Raw genomic sequence first — 19,546 nt, 5'->3', positions numbered from 1 at the left:
GCCCTTCATCGCTCTCAGGCGAGGGCTTCGGTGGGCGACTGGCGAGCCGCCCGCACCGCCGGGTAGACGCCGGCGATGGCGCCGATGAGCACGGCCGCGCCCACTCCCCCGAGCAGGGCGGGCCACGGTAGTGCCGCCGGCCACTTCTGGCTGATCGAGTAACCAGCCGTGACCGCGATCCCGACGACCACCCCTACGAGGCCGCCGAGACCGGACAGCAGCACCGACTCGGTGAGGAACTGCCACCTGATCTGCCGCCGGGTCGCCCCGAGCGCCCGCCGCAGACCGATCTCCCTGCGCCGTTCCAGCACCGAGATCACCATCGTGTTCGCCACGCCGACGCCACCCACCAACAACGCGACCCCGCCCAGTCCCAGGAAGAGCGCGTTGTAGCTGTTCTCCGCGATCTGCTGCGCGGCCAGCGCGTCCGACGGCCGGGACACCTTCACCTCGTTGGACTGCTGAGGGTTCAGCGTCGGGCCGAGCAGCTTGCGGACGTTGTCCACCTGCTCCTTGTCGGTCCGCACGTACACGGTGCTCGGGCTGCCGTCGAACCCGAACGCCTCCTTCGCCGCCTCCCAGCCGATCAGCGCGGCCCGGTCGATCTCCGGCGACAACGGCAGCGGCGCGAGGATCCCGACGACGCTGAACCACTGCCCGTCGATCCACACCTGCGCGCCGACGCGCTCGATGCCCAGCCGGGACGCCGCGGTCGAGCCGAGCACGATGGACTTCTCGCCGGGCTCCAGCCAGCGGCCCTTGTCGACCTTGGCCTCCAGCACCTTCAACAGGTCCTTGTCCGCGGCGGCCACCCGCAGCCCCAGCGTGTCGCTGGACGGCACGAGGTCGGTCTTGCGCACGTTGGCCGAGATGCTGCCGGTGGCGCTCGCTCCCGTCACCGCGCCGATCCGGCGGGCCATCGGCACCGCGGTCTCGGGCAGCTTGGCGTCACCGCCACCGAACGTCTGACCGGGCGCGGCGGTCAATAGGTTCGTGCCGAGCGTGGCGAGCTTGTCGCGCAACGCCTGCCCGCTCGACGCCGGAATGCCGATCACGGCCACCAGCGCGGCGATGCCGATCGCGATGCCCAGCGCCGACAGGACGGCGCGCATCGGCCGGGTGCGCATTCCGAAGAACCCGAGGCGCAACAGGTCCATCAGACGATCACCCCGTCGCGGACCTCGACGCGACGCGGTGCCCGTGCCGCGACGTCGCGGTCGTGCGTGATCAGCACGACCGTGGTGCCGTCGGAGTTGAGGCCCTCCAACAGTTCCAGCACACCGGCGCCGTTGCGGGTGTCCAGGTTCCCGGTCGGCTCGTCGGCCAGCAGGATCCCCGGCGTGTTCACCACCGCGCGGGCGATGGCGACGCGCTGGCGTTCACCACCGGACAGCTCGTGCGGCTTGTGCAGCGCCCGGTGGATCAACCCGACTCTGTCCAAAGCGGACATCGCCAGGGCCCGCCTCTTGTGCCGCGGCACGCCCGCGTAGACCAGACCGGCGGCGACGTTCTCGATCGCCGACAGCCCGTCGGTGAGGAAGAACTGCTGGAACACGAACCCGATCGTGCGCGCTCGCAGAGCCGACAAGGCGTTGTCCGACAACGAGGACACGTCGTGGCCGTCGATCTCGACCTTGCCGGTGGTCGGCTTGTCCAGCGTGCCCATCAGGTGCAGCAGCGTGGACTTGCCGGAGCCGGACGGGCCGACGATCGCGAGCATCTCGCCGCCCCCGACGGTCAGCGACACGTCCCGCAACGCCTGCACGCCACCGGGATACGTCCGCGAGGCGTGGTCGATGGTGATCACTCGGTGGTCACCACCTTCATGCCCTCGCGCAGGCCCTCGCCGGTGACCTCGACCTGCCCCTTGGCGAACAGGCCGACGGTGACCTTGATGATCCTGCGGTCCTCGGTCTCGACGCCGTAGCCGCCCTCGGCCAGCGCGAGCAGCGCGCCGATCGGCACCGCGAGCACGTTCTGCTTCTTGCCGACCGTGAACACCGTCGAGACGGTGGCGGAGTCGACGCCCTCCGCGGCGGCCGGGTCGTCCACGGCGATGGTCAGCACCAGCTTCGGCTTCTGGTCCATGCCGTTGCCGGCGGTCTTCGTGACGGACTGGATGGTGCCGGTGGTGGGCTTGCCGCCGGGGATCGACAACTCGACCTTCTCGCCGACCTTCGCGAGGCGCTGCTTGTTGGTCTCCAGCTCGACGGTGACGGCGCGCTCGGTGCCGGTGACCTTCATCAGGTCGCCGGCCGCGGGTGCGCCGAGCTGGGCGGCAAGCGCCGACACGCGGATCGCGCCGGGTTGCACGATGACGTCGCCCTGGCCGAGTTTGCCGTTCTGCTCCAGCCCCAGGGCCTTCTGCCACTTCTTGATGGCGGAGGCGGTGTAGGAGGTGAACTTCTCGTCGGGGGTGCCGAAGTCGTTGAACCCCAACGCGGCGAGGTTCTCCTCGACGACTTTGACGTCGGGCCCGTTCGGCATGCCCGCTTCGAGATCGCGGTAGAGCGGCAACGAGCCGTAGAACAACGGCACGGGCTTCGCGTCCGACCAGTACACCGGCTTGCCGCGGTCGACGACCGCGCCCTGTTCCGGCAGACCCGTGATCGTGCCTCCTTTGCGGCCGGCCAGCGCTCGTTCGGCGCCGTGGCCGAGTTGCCCGGAAACGGACTGCTGGTCGGCGAGGTTGGTCTTCTTCACCGGGGCGGTCTTGGCCGGTTCGGCCTTGGGCGGCTCGGCGTTCGCCTGGTTCGACGCGACTCTGGTGAGGACGACGACACCGCCGGTGCCGAGCAGGACGGCCGCGATGATCGCGGTGATGATGACCTGGCGTTTCACTTGCCCTCCACCGGAGCAACGCCCGCCATCTGGAACTCCATGCCGCAGTCCTTCATGTCCTGCTTGACCTTCTCGTCACCGAGATCGAGCGACAGCGTCTCGTTCTGGCCACCGTTGCCCTCGAAGTTCGGGTCGGGCCAGTTGTGTCCCTTGTCCCGCATGCACTTCGCCTGCTGGCGCATCTTGTCCTGCTCCTCGGGCGACGGCGGCTTGTACTCGCCGCCGTTGGGCAGGAACTGCTTGCACGCGTTGTGCGCGGTCTCGAACTTGCCCGCCTGGCCGTCGGCGCCGGCTTGGTCGGCCGGCATCGCGCGCATCACGACACCGCCCTTGCCGTCGTCCTGCGGATCCGGCATGTCCACGCCGTTGTCCCGCATGCACTGGGCGAACTTGACCATGTCGCCCGTGTCGTCCTTCTTCGCGTTGCCCTCGTCCTGTTTGTTGCCGCAGGCGACGAGGGCCAGCAGCAGGGCGAGCAGCACTGGGATGGATTTCTTCACGGCGACAGGTCTACGGAGGGCGTCATTCGACGGCGCTAAGCAAAAGTCTTTATCCGGCGCTTATCTGCCGTTCACGGAAAATAGGTGTCATGCGCGTGCTGGTGGTCGAGGACGAACAGCTGCTCGCGGACACGGTCGCCGAGGGGTTGCGCAGGTTCTCGATGGCGGTCGACGTCTGCTACGACGGTGAAGCGGCGTTGGAGCGGGTGGGAGTGCACGCGTACGACGTCGTCGTGCTGGACCGCGACCTGCCGCTCGTCCACGGCGACGAGGTGTGCAAGGCGGTGCACGCGACCGGTGGCGAGGCACGGGTGTTGATGCTGACCGCGGCGGCCGAGGTGGACGACCGGGTCGCCGGGCTCGGGCTGGGCGCCGACGACTACCTGACCAAGCCGTTCGCGTTCGCCGAACTGGTGGCGCGGGTGCAGGCACTGGGCCGCCGGGCCCGGCCCGCGCTGCCGCCGGTGCTCGAAACCGCGGGGGTGACGCTGGACCTGCCGCGGCACCAGGCATCGCGGGACGGGAAGTTCCTGCCGCTGTCCCCGAAGGAGTTCGCCGTGCTGGAGGTGCTGATGCGGGCGCAGGGCAACGTCGTGAGCGCGGAGGAGCTGTTGGAGAAGGCCTGGGACGAGCACGCCGACCCGTTCACCAACGCCGTGCGGGTGGCGGTGATGACGCTGCGCCGCAAGCTGGGCGCGCCGCAGGTCATCCAGACCGTGCCCGGCGCCGGCTACCGGTTCGGCTCGTGAGGCTGCGGACCAGGCTGACGGCCTGGTACGCCGGGGTGTTCCTGATCGCGGGCGTCGCGCTGATCGGGCTGAACTACTGGCTGCTCGCCGAGTGGATGCCGCTGGAAGGGGTGGCGGCCACCAGGGCCTTTCCCACCGACCCGTACGGGGCCTACGCGACGGTCGAGGCGGCGCAGCTGCCCGCCGACACCGTGGTGGTCACCGGCGAGCAGTTGAAGGCGAGCACGATGAGCACGGTGCTGTGGCAGTCGATCGTCGCGCTGCTGGTGGCGGCGGTGATCGCCGTGTGGCTCGGCTGGGTGGTGGCCGGGCGGGTGCTGGCGCCGTTGCACGAGATCACCACGACCGCGCACCGGCTGGAGGCGACGCGGCTGGACCAGCGGATCGAGCTGGACGGGCCACCGGACGAGCTCAAGGATCTCGCGGACACCTTCGACGGGATGCTCGACCGGCTCGCGTCGTCGTTCGACAGCCAGAAGCGGTTCGTCGCGAACGCCTCGCACGAGCTGCGCACGCCGTTGGCAGTGCAACGGACGTTGATCGAGGTGGCGCTCGGCGATCCCGGCGCGTCGGAGGAGATCCGCCGTCTCGGAGCGCATCTGCTCGACACGAACGAGCGCAGCGAGAAGCTCATCGACGGGTTGCTGCTGCTTGCACGCAGTGACCGCGGGCTGGCCACGCGGGAGCTGGTCTGGCTGGACGAGACGATCGAGGACGAGGTCGAGTCGTGCGCGGCGCTGGCGGCTTCGAAGGAGGTCACGTTCGACGTCTCGGTGCGGCCGTACCTCGTCGAGGGTGATCCGGTGCTGCTGGCTCAACTCATCGGAAACCTGCTGCGCAACGCCGTGCTCTACAACAAACCTGGCGGGACCGTGGCCGTCCGGCTTGATCAGGAACTCGTGGTCTCGAACACCGGGCCGACCGTGCCGGCGGAGGCCGTGCCCGGCCTTTTCGAACCGTTCCGGCGGCTGCGCGACCGCGTCGGAACCGCCGGATCCGGCCTCGGGTTGTCGATCGTGCGGTCTGTCGCGCGGGCCCATCAGGGTTCAGTGAAGGCTCGTCCGAACGGGGGAGGCGGCCTGGTGGTCCAGGTGAATCTTCCGGAAACCGGCGTGCGACAGCCCTCGTGAACTGGCAAGATCACGTTGAGATATCGGCGAGTCTCCCACTGATGGACGGCTCGTTGTCCTAACGTTGTCTGCTGGCGAGGTGCGAATTCAGGGAGGCCACGATGCGAGCGCTGCGAGTCATCGGGCTCGACGAGGACGGCAAGTCCGTCATCCTCGAGGACCCCGAAAACCGCGGCGAGCGCTTCACGCTCCCCGCTGACGAGCGCCTCAGGGCGGCCCTGCGCGGTGACCTGGCGCGCCTCGGCCAGATGCAGATCGAGTCCGGCGAGGCCCTCATGCGGCCGCGCGAGATCCAGGCGCGCATCCGCGCCGGTGAGTCGATCGAGCAGGTCGCGGCTGCCGCGGGCATGCCGACGCACCGGATCGAGCGCTTCGCCTACCCCGTGCTGCTGGAGCGTTCGCGCACGGCCGACCTGGCCCAGCGCGCACACCCGGTGCGCGAGGACGGCCCGGACGTGCAGACGCTCGGCGAGGTCGTCGCGCACTCGTTCGGCCTGCGCGGGCACGACCTCTCGGACACCTCGTGGGACGCGTGGCGCGGTGACGACGGCCGCTGGATCGTGCAGCTGCACTGGAAGACCGGGCGCTCGGAGAACCGCGCGCACTGGGCGTTCCACCCCGGTGCGCAGGGCGGCACGGTCACGGCGCTGGACGACGCCGCGGTCGACCTGATGGACCCGAATCCGAACCGGACGCTGCGCACGGTGCGTCCGGTGACGCAGCTGGCACGGCAGGCTCTGGAGGCGACTCCGGTGCTGCCCGCCGCTGTTCCGGTCGCGGAGGAGCCCGTACCCGTTCCGGTGCAGGCACCTGCCCCGGCACCCACGCCGGCCCCGGCCCCCGCTCCGGTGGTGGCCGAGAAGCCGGCGCAGGAGAAGCTGCCCGAGCCGGAGCCCGCACCTGCCCCGCCTGCACCACCGGTGAAGAAGGAGCAGGAGCCCGCGGCGGAGAAGCCGGTCCGCAAGGACCCTCCTCCGAAGCGGGGGAAGAAGAACCACCCCATCGTCCCTTCGTGGGAGGACGTTTTACTGGGCGTGCGGTCGAACCGCTGATTGACGCCCACCAGGAGGACTACCAGTGGGACGCCGTGTCGCGCTGGCTGCCGGAGTGGGTGCACTCCTCGGGCTGGCCTGGTGGGGAGTGTTCGAGCTCATCCGCTCGGGCACGGTCTGCACGTTCGAGGACTGGGGCTGCCTCGGCACCTTCGTGATGACCTTGCCGGTCTTCGCGGTGGCGGGGGCGGTCCTGGGCGGGTTCGCACTGCGTTCGCTGAGCGTGTCGCGGGCATGGCTGGTGGCCGTGCCCGCGACCCTCATGGCGGTGATGACCATGGTGTTCCTGCTCGGCCTGCCGTATCTCGGCTTCGCGGTGTTCGCCGCGCTTTACGCGTTGATCGCCGTGCTCACCGCGGCGCGGTGAAGGTGTTGTGGAGAATCTGTGCAGATCACCCTTTTCCGCGCGGTGATCGGATAGTTCTTTGCGCATGTTGTTGCGCACGGTCGTGGGGGCCGTCAGTGGGACGGTGGCCGGCATCGGATTTCTGATGTCGCTCGACGCGCTCACGCGGTACTGCTACGGCGCCGTCGGCCGCAGGGGATGCGGTCCCCCGTTCATGCTGAGGTTCGGGCTGGGCTTCTCGCTCTGGATGATCGTCGCCGCAGCCCTCGTCTACCTGGGGTTCCGGATGCTCCGGCTGGAGCGCGGGTGGTGGGTGGCCGGGATCGGCAGCGGCCTGTGGTTCGTGCTGATCCTGGCGGTCATCTTCCTCAGGACGACCATCGACGGCATGTACCAGGAGGAAGGTCGTCGTTTCCTGGAGATCGGGTACCTGACGGCGGCGGGTGGCGCCTATGCGATCGCCGCTCTGTGCACGAGCCTGTGGCCGGACCTGGTCTGGCGCCGGCGGATCAGCACGCCTCATGGTGAGGTCACCGGTAAGTCGCCATGATCGGCGGTATGAGGGCGGCGATGGCGGCAGTGGTGGGCGCGTTGTGCGGCGCCGGGTGGTTCCTGTCGCTCGAACCGGCCGCGCTGGTGCTGTGCCCGGACAGCGGGCTGCAGTGCGCCACCGAGTTCATGTTGCCGGCCGTGCCGATACTGGTGCTCATCTGGGCGTTGGCAGGGTGGGGACTGCTGCGGCTCGCCCGGTTCTCCCCCGCCTGGCCGGCCGCGGTCGTGGGCATGGCGGGAGCGGTGGTGTTGCTGGTCATCACCTCGTTCAGCCTCAGGTTCGCGCAGGTCCAACTGCCGGAAGGCAGCGGGGTCCTCCTGGTCGCGATCACGGCGGCGGGCGGGTACGCCTTGGCTGCCGTGGTGACCGCTGGTTACGGTGGGCGGCGTGACCGAACAGAGCACCACGGGCAAGACGGGTAGGACAGGACGCCGGCTGTTGTTCCGGGTCGTCCTGTCGATGGCCGTCGGGGCAGGGCTGGTGCTCGGGTGGACCTGGGCGTACGAGTCGGGCTTCCTGAAGTCGTGGCTCGACAGCACGTCGATGTCGACGTTCCTGCTGCTCGTGCTGATCGGGTTGCCGCTCGCGCTGGTGTCGTCGCTGGTGCTGGCCGGGCCGATCCTGTGGATCTTCGGGGTGCGGCCGGTGTGGCCGATCATCCTGCTCGGACCGATCGTGCTGGGCCTCGGCCTCTACTTCAAGGTGCACGAACCCGTCATCGGGTTGTTCACGAACCGGCACCACGCCGAGGCGTTGCTCGCGGCCGTCTCCTACGGACTGGTCGGCCTGTTCACGTTCAAGAGGTCCTAGGGATCTCGTCGAGCAGATTCAGGTCCCAGCCCTCGCGTTCACACCAGTCCTCGGCCTCCTCGCGGGAGACGAACATCGCGTGCCGCGGCCGCGGGCCGGCCAGGTGGTCCCAGCCGTCGGGGGCCAGCACGTAGTTCGCTCCATCGTGTGAGGCGATGAGCCGTCCGTGTGGAAACGCCATCGTCTGCTCGGTTCGCAGAAACCGCGTCATGGTGGTCATCGTGCCCTTGACCTCGACCTAAGTCGAGACAGCAGGCTCCGGTGGGGAGAAAAACCGGATGCTGACTGTCGGTCGTACTTCGTACTTTGGAGACGACCTGGAGGGGGCTCACCACGTGAGCGATCAACGTAACTCGACAATCCGGACCTTGCGGAGGTTGTGGCCGTACGTGCGGCCACACCGCGCACGGATGGCTGTCGTGCTGTCGGCGACGATGCTCGCGATGCTGTGCGGTCTCGGCATCCCGCTGCTCACTCAGCGCATCGTCGACGGTCCGATCCAGAACAAGCAGACCGAGCTGTTGCCGTGGCTGATCCTGGGCGTGCTGGCGCTCGGGCTCGCCGAAGCCGCCCTGTTCTACATCCGGCGCAAGATCGTCGCTCGGCCCGCCGCCGAGGTCGAGGCGCGCATGCGGCTCGACCTGTACCAGCGCCTTCAGCGGTTGCCCGTGGCGTTCCACGACAAGTGGCAGTCCGGCCAGCTGCTGTCCCGCGCGACGAACGACCTCACGACCGTGCGGCGGTTCGTCGCGTTCGCGGTCATCTTCCTGATCGTGAACACCGTGGTCGTGCTGATCGGCCTGGGCATCATCGCAGCGCTCTCACCGTGGCTGGTGATCGTGTCGCTGTGCGGCGCGCTGCCGTTGATGGTGATCTCGTACTTCTTCGAGGCCAAGTTCAAGGTCGTCGCGCGCCGGGCCCAGGACCAGGCGGGCGACCTGACCACGACGGTCGAGGAGTCGGTGCTCGGCATCCGGGTGCTCAAGGCGTTCGGGCGCGGGCCGGAGCTGTCGAAGCGGTTCCTGGCGCAGGCTCGGGAGCTGCGGGCGACCGAACTGCGCAAGGTCTCGATCCTGGCCGCGCTGTGGTCGGTGCTGATCGTGCTGCCCGAGCTGTCGATCGCGGGCATGCTCGGCGTCGGCGCCTTCGGCATCGTGAACGGCTGGATGACGGTCGGCACGCTGGTCGCGGCCGTCGCGGTGAGCGCGTACCTGCGCTGGCCGATCGACTCCATCGGCTGGTTGCTGGCGGAGACGAACCAGGCCGCGTCGGCGCTGGAACGCTACTGGGAGGTCATCGACTCCCCCGTGACGATCACCAGCCCCGCCTCGCCCGCGCCGCTGCCCACGCCGCTGCGCGGGCACGTCCGGTTCGAGGACGTGCGGTTCGCGTTCGAGGACGGCAACGAGGTGCTGTCGGGTGTGGACCTCGACCTGCGTCCCGGCGAGACGGTGGCGCTGGTCGGCGCGACCGGCTCCGGCAAGACGACGCTGACCGCGCTCGTGCCGCGACTGGCGGACGTCACCGGTGGCCGGATCACGATCGACGGCACCGACGTCCGGGACCTGTCGCTCGAGGACCTGCGGCGGGTGGTCGGCACGGCGTTCGAGGAACCGGTGCTGTTCTCCGCGTCGGTCACCGAGAACGTCGGGCTGGGCGTGCCGGACGTCTCCGAGGCCGCGGTCCGCGAGGCGTTGCGGGTGGCCAAGGCCGAGGAGTTCGTGGACGCCCTGCCGTGGGGGCTCGCGACCCGCATCGGCGAGCAGGGCCTGTCGCTGTCCGGTGGTCAGCGGCAACGGCTGGCGCTCGCCCGCGCGGTCGTCGGCAGGCCGTCGGTGCTGGTGCTGGACGACCCGCTGTCCGCGCTGGACGTCCACACCGAGGCCGAGGTGGAAGGGGCGCTGCGCCGGGTGCTGCACGACGTCACGGCGTTGGTCGTGGCACACCGGTCGTCGACGGTGCAGCTCGCCGACCGCGTCGCGATGCTGGCCGACGGCAAGATCGCCGCGATCGGCTCGCACCGGAAGTTGTTGGAGACGAACGAGGAATACCGGCGCCTGCTGTCCAACATGGACAGTGAGGAGATCGTGGAAGAGGAGGTGGCGTCGTGAGTGAAGAGGAGTGGCGCGGCGTCGCCGCGGAGGACATCGAGGAGATCTCGCACTCGACGGGCCTGCGCCTGCAGGCCCGGTCCCGCAAGCTGCTGGGCTCGTTGCTGCGCCCGCACATCGGCCGGGCGTCGCTGGCGGTCGCCGCGGTGGTCGGTGGCAACCTCGCGAACCTCGCGGGCCCGCTGCTGATCGCCGCCGCGATCGACAAGGGCATCCCGGCGGCGATGAGCGGCGGCGCGTGGATCCTGGTCTGGTGCGTGGCCGGCTACGCGATCTGCGCGGTGCTGACGACGTTCCTGCGCTGGGCGTTCCTGCGGATCTCCGGCCGCGTGGGCCAGGACCTGGTCCTGGACCTGCGCGGGCGGATCTTCCGGCACTCGCAGCGCCTGTCGGTCGGGTTCCACGAGTCCTACACGTCCGGCAAGGTCATCTCGCGGCTGACCAGCGACGTGGACGCGTTGCAGGACCTGCTGGAAGAGGGCCTGGACAGCCTGTTCAACGCCGCGCTGTCGGTGGCGGGCATCGCGATCATCCTGATCTACCTCGACGCGCCGCTGGCGTCCGTCGTGGTGGCGGGCTTCCTGCCGTTGTACTTCATCTGGCGCTGGTTCCGCCGCCGCTCGATGGAGGCCTACCGAGGCACGCGCGGCGCCATCGCGAAGATCATCATCCAGTTCGTCGAGTCCATGAACGGCATCCGCGCGGTGCAGGCGTTCCGGCGCCAGCCCCGCAACGAGCAGATCATGAAGGGCTTCAACGGCCAGTTCCGCGACGCGAACACCGACGCCCTGGGCGTGATGGCCACGTTCGTCGCCTCGATCCGCACGATCGGCAACGTGTCGCTGGCCATCGTCCTCGCCTGGGGCGCCTACCGAGTGGTGGGCGGCGCCCTGGAACTGGGCGTACTGGCGGCGTTCATGCTGTACCTGCGCCGCTTCTACGACCCGTTCGACGAGCTGGCGATGTTCGCGAACTCCTACTCCTCGGCCACGGCCGCGCTGGAGAAGATCTCCGGCATCCTGGAGGAGGAGCCGTCCGTGCCGGAGCCCGTCGCGCCGGTGGCCCTGCCGCACGCCCGCGGCGCCATCAGGTTCGCCGACGTCGAGTTCAGCTACCCCGGCACGTCCCGGCAGGTGCTTCCGCGCTTCTCGCTGGACGTACCCGCGGGCCAGACCGTGGCGCTCGTGGGCGCAACCGGCGCCGGCAAGACCACCGTGGCCAAGCTCGTCGGCCGGTTCTACGACCCGTCCGCCGGCTCCGTGCTGCTGGACGGCCTGGACCTGCGGTCCGTGGCGGACACGGACCTGCGCCGGGCCGTGACGATGGTGACCCAGGAGAACTTCCTGTTCTCCGGCTCGGTGGCGGACAACATCGCCCTGGGCCGTCCGTCCGCCTCGAGGTCCGAAATCGAGGCGGCAGCCGCCGAACTGGGCGCGCACGAGTTCATCGCCGCCCTCCCCGACGGCTACGACACGGACGTCCGCAAACGAGGCGGCCGCCTCTCCGCGGGCCAACGCCAGATGGTCGCCTTCGCGCGCGCCTTCCTGGCCGACCCAGCGGTACTGGTCCTGGATGAGGCAACATCATCACTGGACGTACCCACCGAACGCGCCGTGCAGGCCGCCCTGGAGACAGTGCTCGCCGACCGGACGGCGTTCATCATCGCCCACCGCCTGTCCACAGTCCTGATCGCGGACCGCGTACTGGTCCTGGATGGTGGCATTGTGGTGGAAGACGGCTCCCCGGAGGAGCTGATCGGTGAGCGGGGCCGTTTCGCGGCCCTGCACACGGCCTGGCGCGACTCGCTCGCCTAGGCCTGAGGTCGCGTTCGCGCCAATGGGGATCTGGCGCGAACGCGACCCGCGTCCGTCCGCCCGGAACGCGACCACCCTCAACACCACGTCGTCCGATAGGTTCTGCGCCGAGGCTCCGGAAGACCCGAGGAGAAATTTCGTGGAGTTGCGAGTCCGGGACGGCCGCGCCGTGCTCGCCGGGGAGGACGAGTCCGGTGAGCGCGAGGTCGACCCGCACAGCCTGCCCCTCGGCGCCGACCTCGCCGAAGCCCTGCACGAGTGGGCCAAGGTCGCGGACGCGGTCGTGCGCACCGAAACGCCGGCCGATGGTGTCGCCAGTGCGTTGGTCACGCGCCGGGGCAAGCAGCTCGCGGGGCGGATCGCGGCCGTCATGAACTCGCCGGTCAGCTACACCGACCCGGTCAGCGGGGAACTGGTGAGCGTCGAGGCGCCCGAAGCTCCCGCGAAGGCCGAACCGCCGGCGCCGGCCGTCGAGCCGGAGCCCACGCCGTGGGGCACCGGGCTCACGGTCAGCGCCATCACCGCGGCGATCGTGACGGTGACCGTCGTGTCGCTGTCGCTGGGTCTGGGCGAGACCAGCAGGTGGCTCGCGCTCGTCGCCAACGTGCTGGTCGTCGGTGGACTCGCGCCGAGCGTCTGGCTGGGACGCAGGGTGCCGGTGTGGCGCTGGGTCGCGTACGGCGTGGTCACCGGGGTGCTCGTCGCCTGGTTCGCGCTGATCCTCACCCTGCTCTAGTGCCGCGTCGCGGCTTAGTTCTGGCGCTTGCCCCGTGGATGAAGGGACCCTTCATCGACCTGAGGTGGGTGAAGGGTCCCTTCATCCACAACCGGGAGCACAACTAAGCCGCGACAACCTACTAGCAACCCCTCAGAGCAACGCGTAGAACGCCACCGCGCCCGCCGTCGCCACGTTCAGGGAATCCACGCCGGACGACATCGGGATCCGCACCGCCACGTCCGCCGCCTCGATCGCCTCGTCGGTCAGGCCGGGGCCTTCGGAGCCCAACAACACCGCCACGCGACGGCCTCGCAAATTGGCATCTGCAAGATGCAGCGCGGACGGCCGGGGCGTCAGAGCGGCAACTGTGAACCCCTTGTGCCGCAACATGTTCAGCGCCGCGGGCCACTCATCCGTGGTAGCGAACGGCACGCGCAGCACGTGGCCCATCGACACCCGCACACTGCGTCGATACAGCGGATCGCTGCAGCCGGGGCCCAGCACGACGCCGTCGACGCCCAGCGCGGCGGCGTTGCGGAAGATCGAGCCCAGGTTCTCGTGGTCGCCCACGCCCTCCAGCACGGCCAGGCGCTGAGCTCCGGAGACCAGCTCGTCCAACGACACCGCGGGGGCACGATCGGCCGCCGCGAGCACGCCGCGGTTCAGGTGGAAGCCGACGACGGAAGCCATGACCTCCGCTGACGTCACGTAGGCGGGAACGTCCAGGTCAGCGAGGTCCAATGCCTCGATCCGCCGGCGCACGCCGAGCAGGCCGCGCACCGGGTACGGCGAGGCCAGCAGGCGTTCCACCACGACGACGCCCTCGGCGATGACGAGGCCCCGTCCTCCTGGCCGGTCGGGCCTGCGATCGGCCGTCGACAGGTCGCGGAAGTCGTCCAGCCGCGGGTCGGCCGGGTCGTTGATCTCGATCACCTTCGCCACGCCGGAAGTTTCGCATCCTGCCCGATGTGGAACAGGCGAGGTAGTCCGGAGGGTGGAACCGAACACGCCCGACCAGCGCATGATCGCTGGTTGTTACCTCGACGTGACAGAGAGCACCGTTTTGGGCGATGTATAGGAGGTTTCCGCTGTGTCACGTTTGGCGTTCCGCCTGGCCCGCGCCCACCGGCGCCGAGCGAAGGGGTAGCGGCATGGGAAGCGAAGTGTCCAGCCGCACGTTCACCAGAGACGATCGCCTGCGTTATCGGGAGAAGATGCAGCGAAGTCTCGACGCACTGGCCACCATGCTGGCCGAAGACACGTTTTCCTTTCCGCGTCGGCAGATGGGGCTCGAGATCGAGTTGAACCTCGTCGACGACGCCATGCGGCCGGCGATGGCGAACTCGGAGGTGCTCGAGAAGATCGACGATCCCTCCTACACGCTCGAACTGGGACAGCAGAACCTGGAGATCAACGTCCCGCCGCGCGAGCTCGCGGGGGGTGAGATGCTTGGCCTGGAAGAGGAACTGCGCACGTCGCTCGACAACGCCGACGCCAAGGCCCACGACGTCGGCGCCAACCTCGCGATGATCGGCTTGCTGCCCACGTTGCGGGAGAGGCACTTCGACCGCAAGTGGCTCTCCGAGGCACCGAGATACGCGCTTCTCAACGACACCATCTTCAAAGCCCGCGGCGAGGAGATGGTGCTGCACATGGAGGGTCCGGCGATGCCGGGCAAAGGCCCGGAGAAGCTGCACACCTACGCCGAGTCGATCCTGCCGGAAGCCGCGTGCACGTCGGTGCAGCTGCACCTGCAGGTCGAGCCGACGCACTTCGCCGCGCACTGGAACGCCGCGCAGTGCCTGGCCGGAGTGCAGGTCGCCATCGCCGCGAACTCGGCTTTCCTGCTGGGCAGAGCGCTCTGGCACGAGACCCGCATCCCGTTGTTCCAGCAGGCCACCGACACCCGTCCGGACGAGCTGAAGAACCAGGGCGTCCGGCCGCGGGTGTGGTTCGGTGAACGGTGGATCACGTCGATCTTCGACCTGTTCGAGGAGAACGTGCGCTACTTCCCCAGTCTGCTGCCCGAAACCGACGACGAGGACCCGATCGAGACCCTCGAAGCCGGTGGCGCGCCTCGTCTTTCCGAGCTGCGCCTGCACAACGGCACGATCTGGCGCTGGAACCGCCCGGTCTACGACGTCGTCGACGGCGTGCCGCACCTGCGCGTCGAGAACCGCGTCCTGCCCGCGGGGCCCACGGTGCTCGACACCATGGCCAACGCCGCCTTCTTCTACGGCACCCAGCGCGCCCTCACCGGCCAGGAACGTCCACTGTGGACGCAGATGTCGTTCCAGGCGGCCGAGGAGAACCTCTACACCGGCGCCCGGCACGGCATGCACGCCCAGCTGTACTGGCCGGGCATCGGCTGGATCCCGCCGGACGAACTGGTGCTGCGCCGGCTCCTGCCGATGGCGCACGAGGGCCTGCGCGACTGCGGCGTCTCCGACGAGGCCCGCGAACGCTACCTCGGCGTGATCGAACAGCGCTGCCTCGCGCGGCGCACGGGATCGTCGTGGCAGCGGGAAACCGTTGCGCTGCTTGAGGAACGCGGACTGTCGAGGGAAGCGGCCCTGAGCGGCATGCTCAAGCGGTACATGGAGCTGATGCACGCGGGCGAACCCGTGCACACCTGGCACGTGGGCTAGGGCTTCAGCTTCTCCAGGAACGTTCCCCAGACGGCCTTGGGCAGGCCGGCGTCAACGGCGCCGCCGGCCTCGTCCCCGCCGACGAACACCGACACCGACAGCTCCGGGGTGTACCCGAGCATCCACGCGTGCCGAACCGGTCCGTCCACCGGCCACACGCCGGGCCGGCACGCCAGGTACGGGTTGGTGTCGCCACACACCGGGTCGTCCCGCAGAACCTTGGTGACCTGCTGAGCGATCTCCTTGCTGCGCAACGGATCCCGGTCGAACGCCGGCTGCGGCGTGTCCAACGCCTGGTAGAGCGTCGCCCCGTGCACATCGGTGACGTGCGTGACGAAGTGAGCGTCCCGGTGCACACCCTCCGCGGCGAACGTCGCATAGCCCGACGCCAGGTCGAGCGGCCGCAGCACACCTCCGGGTCCGTCGAGCAGCTTCGTCCGGCTGCCCTCGACGTCCGCGAACTCCGGCACTCCGGCCCGATGCGCGACGTTGATCGCCCGCTGCGCATCACCCTCGCCGAACGGCTTTCCCTCCTGCACCGCCGCTGCGGCGGTGAACGGGAAGAACGCCGAACCGGGCTCCTTCGCCACACCACCGGCGAAGTCCACCGCGGGATCGTTGCCCGGCGCGTAGGCCCGCACCGCACCGCTGGCCGGGTCGACGGCGGTCACCGAGGTTCGCGCGGCCGACTTCTCGCGAATCGCCGACGCCCCAGCGGACTGCGCCCTCGCGTCGATCGTCGTCACCACGACGGCACCGGTGTTGCGCAGCTGGTCCAGCGACAGCGACGCCCGCGTGCCGAGCTCGCGGACGATCTGCCGGACCAGCGGCGTCTCCGGTTCGCCCGACCGCCACAGCTCCGAGGCGTCCGCGTACTGCAGCACCACATAACGCTCCGACGGCTCCTCAAACCGTTGCCACACCGCCGCGGCAACGGCGCCGACGAGCACCAGCACACCCAGCACAGGCAGGAATCGCCTCATCAGCTCCCCCAAGCGGTCAGGTCTGCTCCACGAACTTCTGCCAGATGTTCCTGGGCAGCTCCGCGTCCGGACCGCCGGCCAGCACCGTGATCGCCATCCGACCGGTGTACCCGACGGTCCAGACGTGGCTGCTCGGCTTGTCCGGCGCGGGCTCGTACGTGGCAGTCCTGCACACAGCGCCAGGACAGAGGGTGTTGTCCTTCAGCACGGTCGTGACCTGCTCCGCGATCGCCTTGCTCCGCGCGCCATCCGGGTCGAACGCGGACGAGGTGCTCTCGACGGCCTTGTACAGCAGGTCGCCGCTCTCTGCGGTGATCTTGGTGACGAAATGCGTTTTGTGGTGCACGCCTCCCGCGGCGAAAGTCGCGTACACCGTCGTCAGGTCCAGCGGGCGCATCGCCGCCTGGTCCCCGCCGACCGCGATGCCCGCGTTCGGCAGGCCGCCGCCCTCGCCGACGAGCAGCTTCTTCTCTTGGCCGGCAACGACAACGGTCTCCGGCACACCCGCCTGCCGGGCGGCGGTCACGGCCGGCCTGATGCTGACCTGGTTGGAGATCAGGTCGTACATGACGACCTCACTGGACTTGGCGAACGCTTCCCGCAGGGTGGTCTGCTTGCCGAGCTGCACGTTGCCCTTGTTCCGCACCAGGACTCCGGCCACCTTGCGCGGCGAAGAGCCGTCGAACGTCGAGTCCAGCGTCTTGCCGTTCTGCAACGCCGCGACCACGTCGATCGGGAGGAACGCCGTTCCGGGCTCCTTGAGCACTCCGCCCGCGAAGTCGACAGCGGGATCCGCGCCGGGCACATAGGCCACCACGCCGCCCGTGGCCGGATCGACGGCGGTCAGCGAGCGCGGCGTCGCCGACTGGCCCTGCGCGATCGCGGCGACTCCGGCCGCCTGCGCCTTCGGGTCGATCGTCGTCACCACGACCCCGCCGACCTGCCGCAACTGGTCGGGCAGGATGGACGCCTGCTGGCGCACGTCCGCCAGGACCTGCTGCACGAGCGGCGACTTCGGGTCGCCGTCCTTGCTGTTCCACATCGTCGAGCCGTCCGCGTACTGCACGACGAAGTCCTTCAGTGGCACCGAAGCCGGCGGCGCGGCGTCCGACCGTTGCCACACCACCACCGCGACAACGGCACCGACCAGCACCAACGCGCCCAGCACAGGCAACAAACGCTTCACGACACTCCCCCCAGAGTTCATTCCCTGGGGTCAATCTAGCGGCGACGGCCTGCCTTCAACGGCGCAACGTCCGCACCGTCGTGGGAGATCCGGCATTCGTCCGGCGTCACGGCCTCGACCGCCAGCGTCAGCTCGCCCTTCACCCCGGTGTAGATCGACTCGCCGCGGGACGCCAGCGAGGCGTGCACGCGGTTCGAGTCGGTGAAGTCGCGTTCGTCCTTCACCCGCTTCTTCCCGGTCTCCTCCGGCCGCGTCGCGCTGCGGAGGTTGACCTCCAGCCACGCCGCGACCTCGGCCGGCGACGTGAGCACTTCCTCAGGCGTGCGTTCGAGCCGGACCTGCCGAGGAGACGCGTGGTCGAGGGACGTGTGCTCCACATAGGCGTGCCAGTGGGTGTTGCGCATTGACCAGGTCTGCTCGACCGGCCAATCCTCCTCGGTGGTCATGACTCATATCTTCCACCCTTAACACGAGGAAACGTGAGGAGGTCGCGAACGTTGATCTCGTGATCCACCCGCACGGCCGAAGCCAGCCGCCGATCGTGCGTGACCAGCAACAACGTGCCCTCGTAACTTTCGAGCGCTTGTTCCAGCTGTTCGATCGCCGGCAAATCCAAATGGTTCGTGGGTTCGTCCAGGACCAAACAAGTGGTGCCACGAGCTTGCAACAGGGCCAGACCGGCACGGGTTCGTTCGCCCGGCGAGAGTTCGCGCGCCGGCCGCAGCACGGTGTCCGCGCCGAGCCGGAACTTCGCGAGCAACGTGCGCACCTCGACGTCCGGCAGCCCCGTCGCGCCGGCCACGATCCGCAACGCCGATGCGTCGGAAGCGAACTCGGCGCGGAGTTGATCGACCTCGCCGACCACCACCCCCGGCCCGATCGAGCGGTCGCCGGAGACCAGTGGGATCCGGCCGAGCAGCGCGCCGAGCAACGTCGACTTGCCGGAGCCGTTCGGTCCGGTGATCCGCCACCGCTCGCCCGCGCCGATCGTGAGGTCGATCGGCCCGAGCGTCACCTCCCCGCGACTGACCACGGCGTGGCGCAACGTGAACGCCACCGAGCTGCCGCGCCCGGCCGACGGCAGGGTGAGCCGCAGTTCCCACGCCTCGCGCGGTTCCTCGACCTCCTCCAGCCGGTCCAGCTGACGGTCCACAACGGACGCTTTCGCGGTCAGGTTCTCCGCTCCCCGCTTGTGGCCCGCGCGGACGTTCTTGTCCGGCTCGTCGTTGCGCGCCTTGGCACTCGTCGCCCGGCGCACGCCCTTTCGCGACCACTCCTTGACCTGCCGGCTGCGCTGCACCAACGAATCGCGCTTGCCCGCGTAGGCCTCGTACTCCTCCTGGGCCCGCCGCCCGGCGTTCGCCTTCTCCTCGACGTAGGCGTCCCAGCCGCCACCGAACACGGTGAGCCGGTGCGAGAACTCGTCGAGCTCGGCGATCGCGGTCGTGGTGCGCGCCAGGAACTCCCGGTCGTGGCTCACCAGCACGATCGCGCCCGGATACCCGCTGACGTGGGACTCCAGCAGATCGAGCCCGATGGCGTCGAGGTCGTTCGTCGGCTCGTCGAGCAACAGCACGTCCGCGCGCGTCAGCAACACCGCCGCGAGCCGGAGCCGCGCCTGCTGCCCGCCGGACAGCTCGTCCGGCGCACGGCCGTCGAGCAGATCCGCCTTGAGGCCGAGGCGTTCGCAGACCGCGTCCGCACGTTCGCCGAAGTCACCGGCACCGATCGCGGTCCAGTGGTCGAGCGCGTCCGGGTAGTCGTCGCCACCACCCTCGCCGAGCGCTTCGGCCGCACGTTGCAGCCACGCTTCCGCCTCGGCGACGCCGGTGCGGCGGGCGAGGTGGTCGCGCAGGGACTCTCCAGCAACGTGGAGGGTCTCCTGCGTCAGGTGCGCGACGGTTCCGGTGCTTGAGACAGATCCGGTCTCCGGGCGCAGCTCGCCGGACAGCAAGCGGAGCAATGTCGACTTGCCGACACCGTTGGGCGCGATCAGACCGACGCGGTCACCAGGCGAAACATCGAAATCAACCTCCGAGATCACGGTCCTCGGACCGAACGACAGCGAAAGGTTCCTGGCTGTCAGCACGGACACGCTTCCGACG

At 69.3% G+C, this 19,546-nt stretch carries 21 protein-coding genes; 11 read left to right on the top strand and 10 right to left on the bottom strand.

Features of this window, described 5'->3' with window-relative positions; genetic code table 11:
- Nucleotides 1–14 precede the first annotated feature (14 nt).
- From B0F77_RS10845 to B0F77_RS10830, 4 genes are read right to left on the bottom strand one after another with little or no spacing between them, the layout of a single operon-like run.
- A complete protein-coding gene (locus tag B0F77_RS10845; RefSeq protein ID WP_245847943.1) occupies nt 15–1,157 on the bottom strand; it encodes an ABC transporter permease in 1,143 nt (380 codons plus the stop codon).
- Nucleotides 1,157–1,807 carry an ABC transporter ATP-binding protein gene (locus B0F77_RS48955; protein WP_086662677.1) on the bottom strand — a complete coding sequence of 217 codons (651 nt, stop codon included), beginning with the start codon at nt 1,805–1,807 and terminating at the stop codon, nt 1,157–1,159. Before B0F77_RS48955 ends, B0F77_RS10845 begins: the two co-directional genes overlap by 1 nt.
- Nucleotides 1,804–2,841: a peptidoglycan-binding domain-containing protein gene (locus B0F77_RS48950; protein ID WP_086662676.1), complete on the bottom strand. Its 1,038-nt coding sequence runs from the start codon at nt 2,839–2,841 to the stop codon at nt 1,804–1,806. Before B0F77_RS48950 ends, B0F77_RS48955 begins: the two co-directional genes overlap by 4 nt.
- Complete coding sequence (locus B0F77_RS10830; RefSeq protein ID WP_086662675.1) at nt 2,838–3,341, bottom strand: hypothetical protein; 504 nt, start codon at nt 3,339–3,341, stop codon at nt 2,838–2,840. The genes B0F77_RS48950 and B0F77_RS10830 overlap by 4 nt, the downstream gene beginning before the upstream one ends.
- 89 nt (nt 3,342–3,430) lie before the next feature.
- Here B0F77_RS10830 and B0F77_RS10825 point away from each other — a divergent pair, with 89 nt between their 5' ends.
- The 7 genes from B0F77_RS10825 to B0F77_RS10795 all read left to right on the top strand — a co-directional run bounded on the left by B0F77_RS10825 (nt 3,431) and on the right by B0F77_RS10795 (nt 7,981).
- Entirely contained in the window at nt 3,431–4,090 is a 660-nt protein-coding gene (locus tag B0F77_RS10825) for a response regulator transcription factor (protein ID WP_086662674.1), read from the top strand.
- Nucleotides 4,087–5,220 carry a sensor histidine kinase gene (locus B0F77_RS10820; protein WP_086662673.1) on the top strand — a complete coding sequence of 378 codons (1,134 nt, stop codon included), beginning with the start codon at nt 4,087–4,089 and terminating at the stop codon, nt 5,218–5,220. Before B0F77_RS10825 ends, B0F77_RS10820 begins: the two co-directional genes overlap by 4 nt.
- Nucleotides 5,221–5,321: 101 nt before the next feature.
- Nucleotides 5,322–6,272 (top strand): septation protein SepH, encoded by a 951-nt coding sequence (sepH, locus tag B0F77_RS10815; RefSeq protein WP_086662672.1) that lies wholly within the window; start codon nt 5,322–5,324, stop codon nt 6,270–6,272.
- Nucleotides 6,273–6,297: 25 nt separating this feature from the next.
- Complete coding sequence (locus B0F77_RS10810; RefSeq protein WP_086662671.1) at nt 6,298–6,639, top strand: hypothetical protein; 342 nt, start codon at nt 6,298–6,300, stop codon at nt 6,637–6,639.
- Nucleotides 6,640–6,703: 64 nt separating this feature from the next.
- Nucleotides 6,704–7,168, top strand: a complete 465-nt coding sequence (locus tag B0F77_RS10805) for a hypothetical protein (RefSeq protein ID WP_086662670.1) — start codon at nt 6,704–6,706, stop codon at nt 7,166–7,168.
- Between the two features lie 8 nt (nt 7,169–7,176).
- A complete protein-coding gene (locus B0F77_RS10800; protein ID WP_086662669.1) occupies nt 7,177–7,593 on the top strand; it encodes a hypothetical protein in 417 nt (138 codons plus the stop codon).
- Nucleotides 7,559–7,981 carry a hypothetical protein gene (locus B0F77_RS10795; protein ID WP_143466667.1) on the top strand — a complete coding sequence of 141 codons (423 nt, stop codon included), beginning with the start codon at nt 7,559–7,561 and terminating at the stop codon, nt 7,979–7,981. The genes B0F77_RS10800 and B0F77_RS10795 overlap by 35 nt, the downstream gene beginning before the upstream one ends.
- Here B0F77_RS10795 and B0F77_RS10790 read toward each other — a convergent pair.
- Nucleotides 7,968–8,192 (bottom strand): hypothetical protein, encoded by a 225-nt coding sequence (locus tag B0F77_RS10790; protein ID WP_245847942.1) that lies wholly within the window; start codon nt 8,190–8,192, stop codon nt 7,968–7,970. The genes B0F77_RS10795 and B0F77_RS10790 overlap by 14 nt on opposite strands.
- Before the next feature lie 199 nt (nt 8,193–8,391).
- Here B0F77_RS10790 and B0F77_RS10785 point away from each other — a divergent pair, with 199 nt between their 5' ends.
- From B0F77_RS10785 to B0F77_RS10775, 3 genes are all read left to right on the top strand, one after another.
- Entirely contained in the window at nt 8,392–10,092 is a 1,701-nt protein-coding gene (locus B0F77_RS10785) for an ABC transporter ATP-binding protein (protein ID WP_245847941.1), read from the top strand.
- Nucleotides 10,089–11,906: an ABC transporter ATP-binding protein gene (locus B0F77_RS10780; protein ID WP_086662666.1), complete on the top strand. Its 1,818-nt coding sequence runs from the start codon at nt 10,089–10,091 to the stop codon at nt 11,904–11,906. Before B0F77_RS10785 ends, B0F77_RS10780 begins: the two co-directional genes overlap by 4 nt.
- A gap of 139 nt (nt 11,907–12,045) precedes the next feature.
- The gene (locus B0F77_RS10775) at nt 12,046–12,642 is read left to right on the top strand and encodes a DUF2537 domain-containing protein (protein ID WP_086662665.1); all 597 of its coding nucleotides are present in this window, start codon (nt 12,046–12,048) and stop codon (nt 12,640–12,642) included.
- 132 nt (nt 12,643–12,774) lie between these two features.
- On the opposite strand, the gene B0F77_RS10770 is transcribed toward B0F77_RS10775, so the two are convergent.
- On the bottom strand, nt 12,775–13,566 hold the full coding sequence (locus B0F77_RS10770) for a TrmH family RNA methyltransferase (RefSeq protein ID WP_086662664.1): 792 nt from the start codon (nt 13,564–13,566) through the stop codon (nt 12,775–12,777).
- Between the two features lie 209 nt (nt 13,567–13,775).
- Between B0F77_RS10770 and B0F77_RS10765 the strand changes: the two genes are divergently transcribed.
- Nucleotides 13,776–15,272, top strand: coding sequence for a glutamate-cysteine ligase family protein (locus B0F77_RS10765; protein WP_086662663.1), 1,497 nt, complete (start codon nt 13,776–13,778; stop codon nt 15,270–15,272).
- Here B0F77_RS10765 and B0F77_RS10760 read toward each other — a convergent pair.
- The 4 genes from B0F77_RS10760 to B0F77_RS10745 are packed head-to-tail and all read right to left on the bottom strand — an operon-like array spanning nt 15,269 to nt 19,536.
- On the bottom strand, nt 15,269–16,255 hold the full coding sequence (locus B0F77_RS10760; RefSeq protein WP_143466666.1) for a hypothetical protein: 987 nt from the start codon (nt 16,253–16,255) through the stop codon (nt 15,269–15,271). The two genes, B0F77_RS10765 and B0F77_RS10760, sit on opposite strands and share 4 nt — an antisense overlap.
- 16 nt (nt 16,256–16,271) lie before the next feature.
- A complete protein-coding gene (locus B0F77_RS10755) occupies nt 16,272–17,441 on the bottom strand; it encodes a penicillin-binding transpeptidase domain-containing protein (RefSeq protein ID WP_158102662.1) in 1,170 nt (389 codons plus the stop codon).
- 35 nt (nt 17,442–17,476) lie between these two features.
- The gene (locus B0F77_RS10750; protein WP_030467775.1) at nt 17,477–17,887 is read right to left on the bottom strand and encodes a hypothetical protein; all 411 of its coding nucleotides are present in this window, start codon (nt 17,885–17,887) and stop codon (nt 17,477–17,479) included.
- Nucleotides 17,884–19,536, bottom strand: coding sequence for an ABC-F family ATP-binding cassette domain-containing protein (locus B0F77_RS10745; protein WP_086662660.1), 1,653 nt, complete (start codon nt 19,534–19,536; stop codon nt 17,884–17,886). Before B0F77_RS10745 ends, B0F77_RS10750 begins: the two co-directional genes overlap by 4 nt.
- Nucleotides 19,537–19,546: the final 10 nt, after the last annotated feature.

This window comes from Lentzea kentuckyensis (genome assembly GCF_002150765.1).
Lineage (GTDB): Bacteria > Actinomycetota > Actinomycetes > Mycobacteriales > Pseudonocardiaceae > Lentzea > Lentzea kentuckyensis.
This window is presented reverse-complemented; position numbering and strand designations above follow the sequence as displayed.

What these genes read in the sequence shown, in the direction of transcription:
- B0F77_RS10760 (WP_143466666.1), bottom strand. Translation starts at nt 16,255, where the DNA reads ATGAGGCGATTCCTGCCTGTGCTGGGTGTGCTGGTGCTCGTCGGCGCC.
- B0F77_RS10845 (WP_245847943.1), bottom strand. Translation starts at nt 1,157, where the DNA reads ATGGACCTGTTGCGCCTCGGGTTCTTCGGAATGCGCACCCGGCCGATG.
- B0F77_RS10825 (WP_086662674.1), top strand. Translation starts at nt 3,431, where the DNA reads ATGCGCGTGCTGGTGGTCGAGGACGAACAGCTGCTCGCGGACACGGTC.
- B0F77_RS10750 (WP_030467775.1), bottom strand. Translation starts at nt 17,887, where the DNA reads ATGACCACCGAGGAGGATTGGCCGGTCGAGCAGACCTGGTCAATGCGC.
- B0F77_RS10800 (WP_086662669.1), top strand. Translation starts at nt 7,177, where the DNA reads ATGAGGGCGGCGATGGCGGCAGTGGTGGGCGCGTTGTGCGGCGCCGGG.
- B0F77_RS10785 (WP_245847941.1), top strand. Translation starts at nt 8,392, where the DNA reads ATGGCTGTCGTGCTGTCGGCGACGATGCTCGCGATGCTGTGCGGTCTC.
- B0F77_RS10765 (WP_086662663.1), top strand. Translation starts at nt 13,776, where the DNA reads ATGGGAAGCGAAGTGTCCAGCCGCACGTTCACCAGAGACGATCGCCTG.
- B0F77_RS10805 (WP_086662670.1), top strand. Translation starts at nt 6,704, where the DNA reads ATGTTGTTGCGCACGGTCGTGGGGGCCGTCAGTGGGACGGTGGCCGGC.
- sepH (WP_086662672.1), top strand. Translation starts at nt 5,322, where the DNA reads ATGCGAGCGCTGCGAGTCATCGGGCTCGACGAGGACGGCAAGTCCGTC.
- B0F77_RS10790 (WP_245847942.1), bottom strand. Translation starts at nt 8,192, where the DNA reads ATGACGCGGTTTCTGCGAACCGAGCAGACGATGGCGTTTCCACACGGA.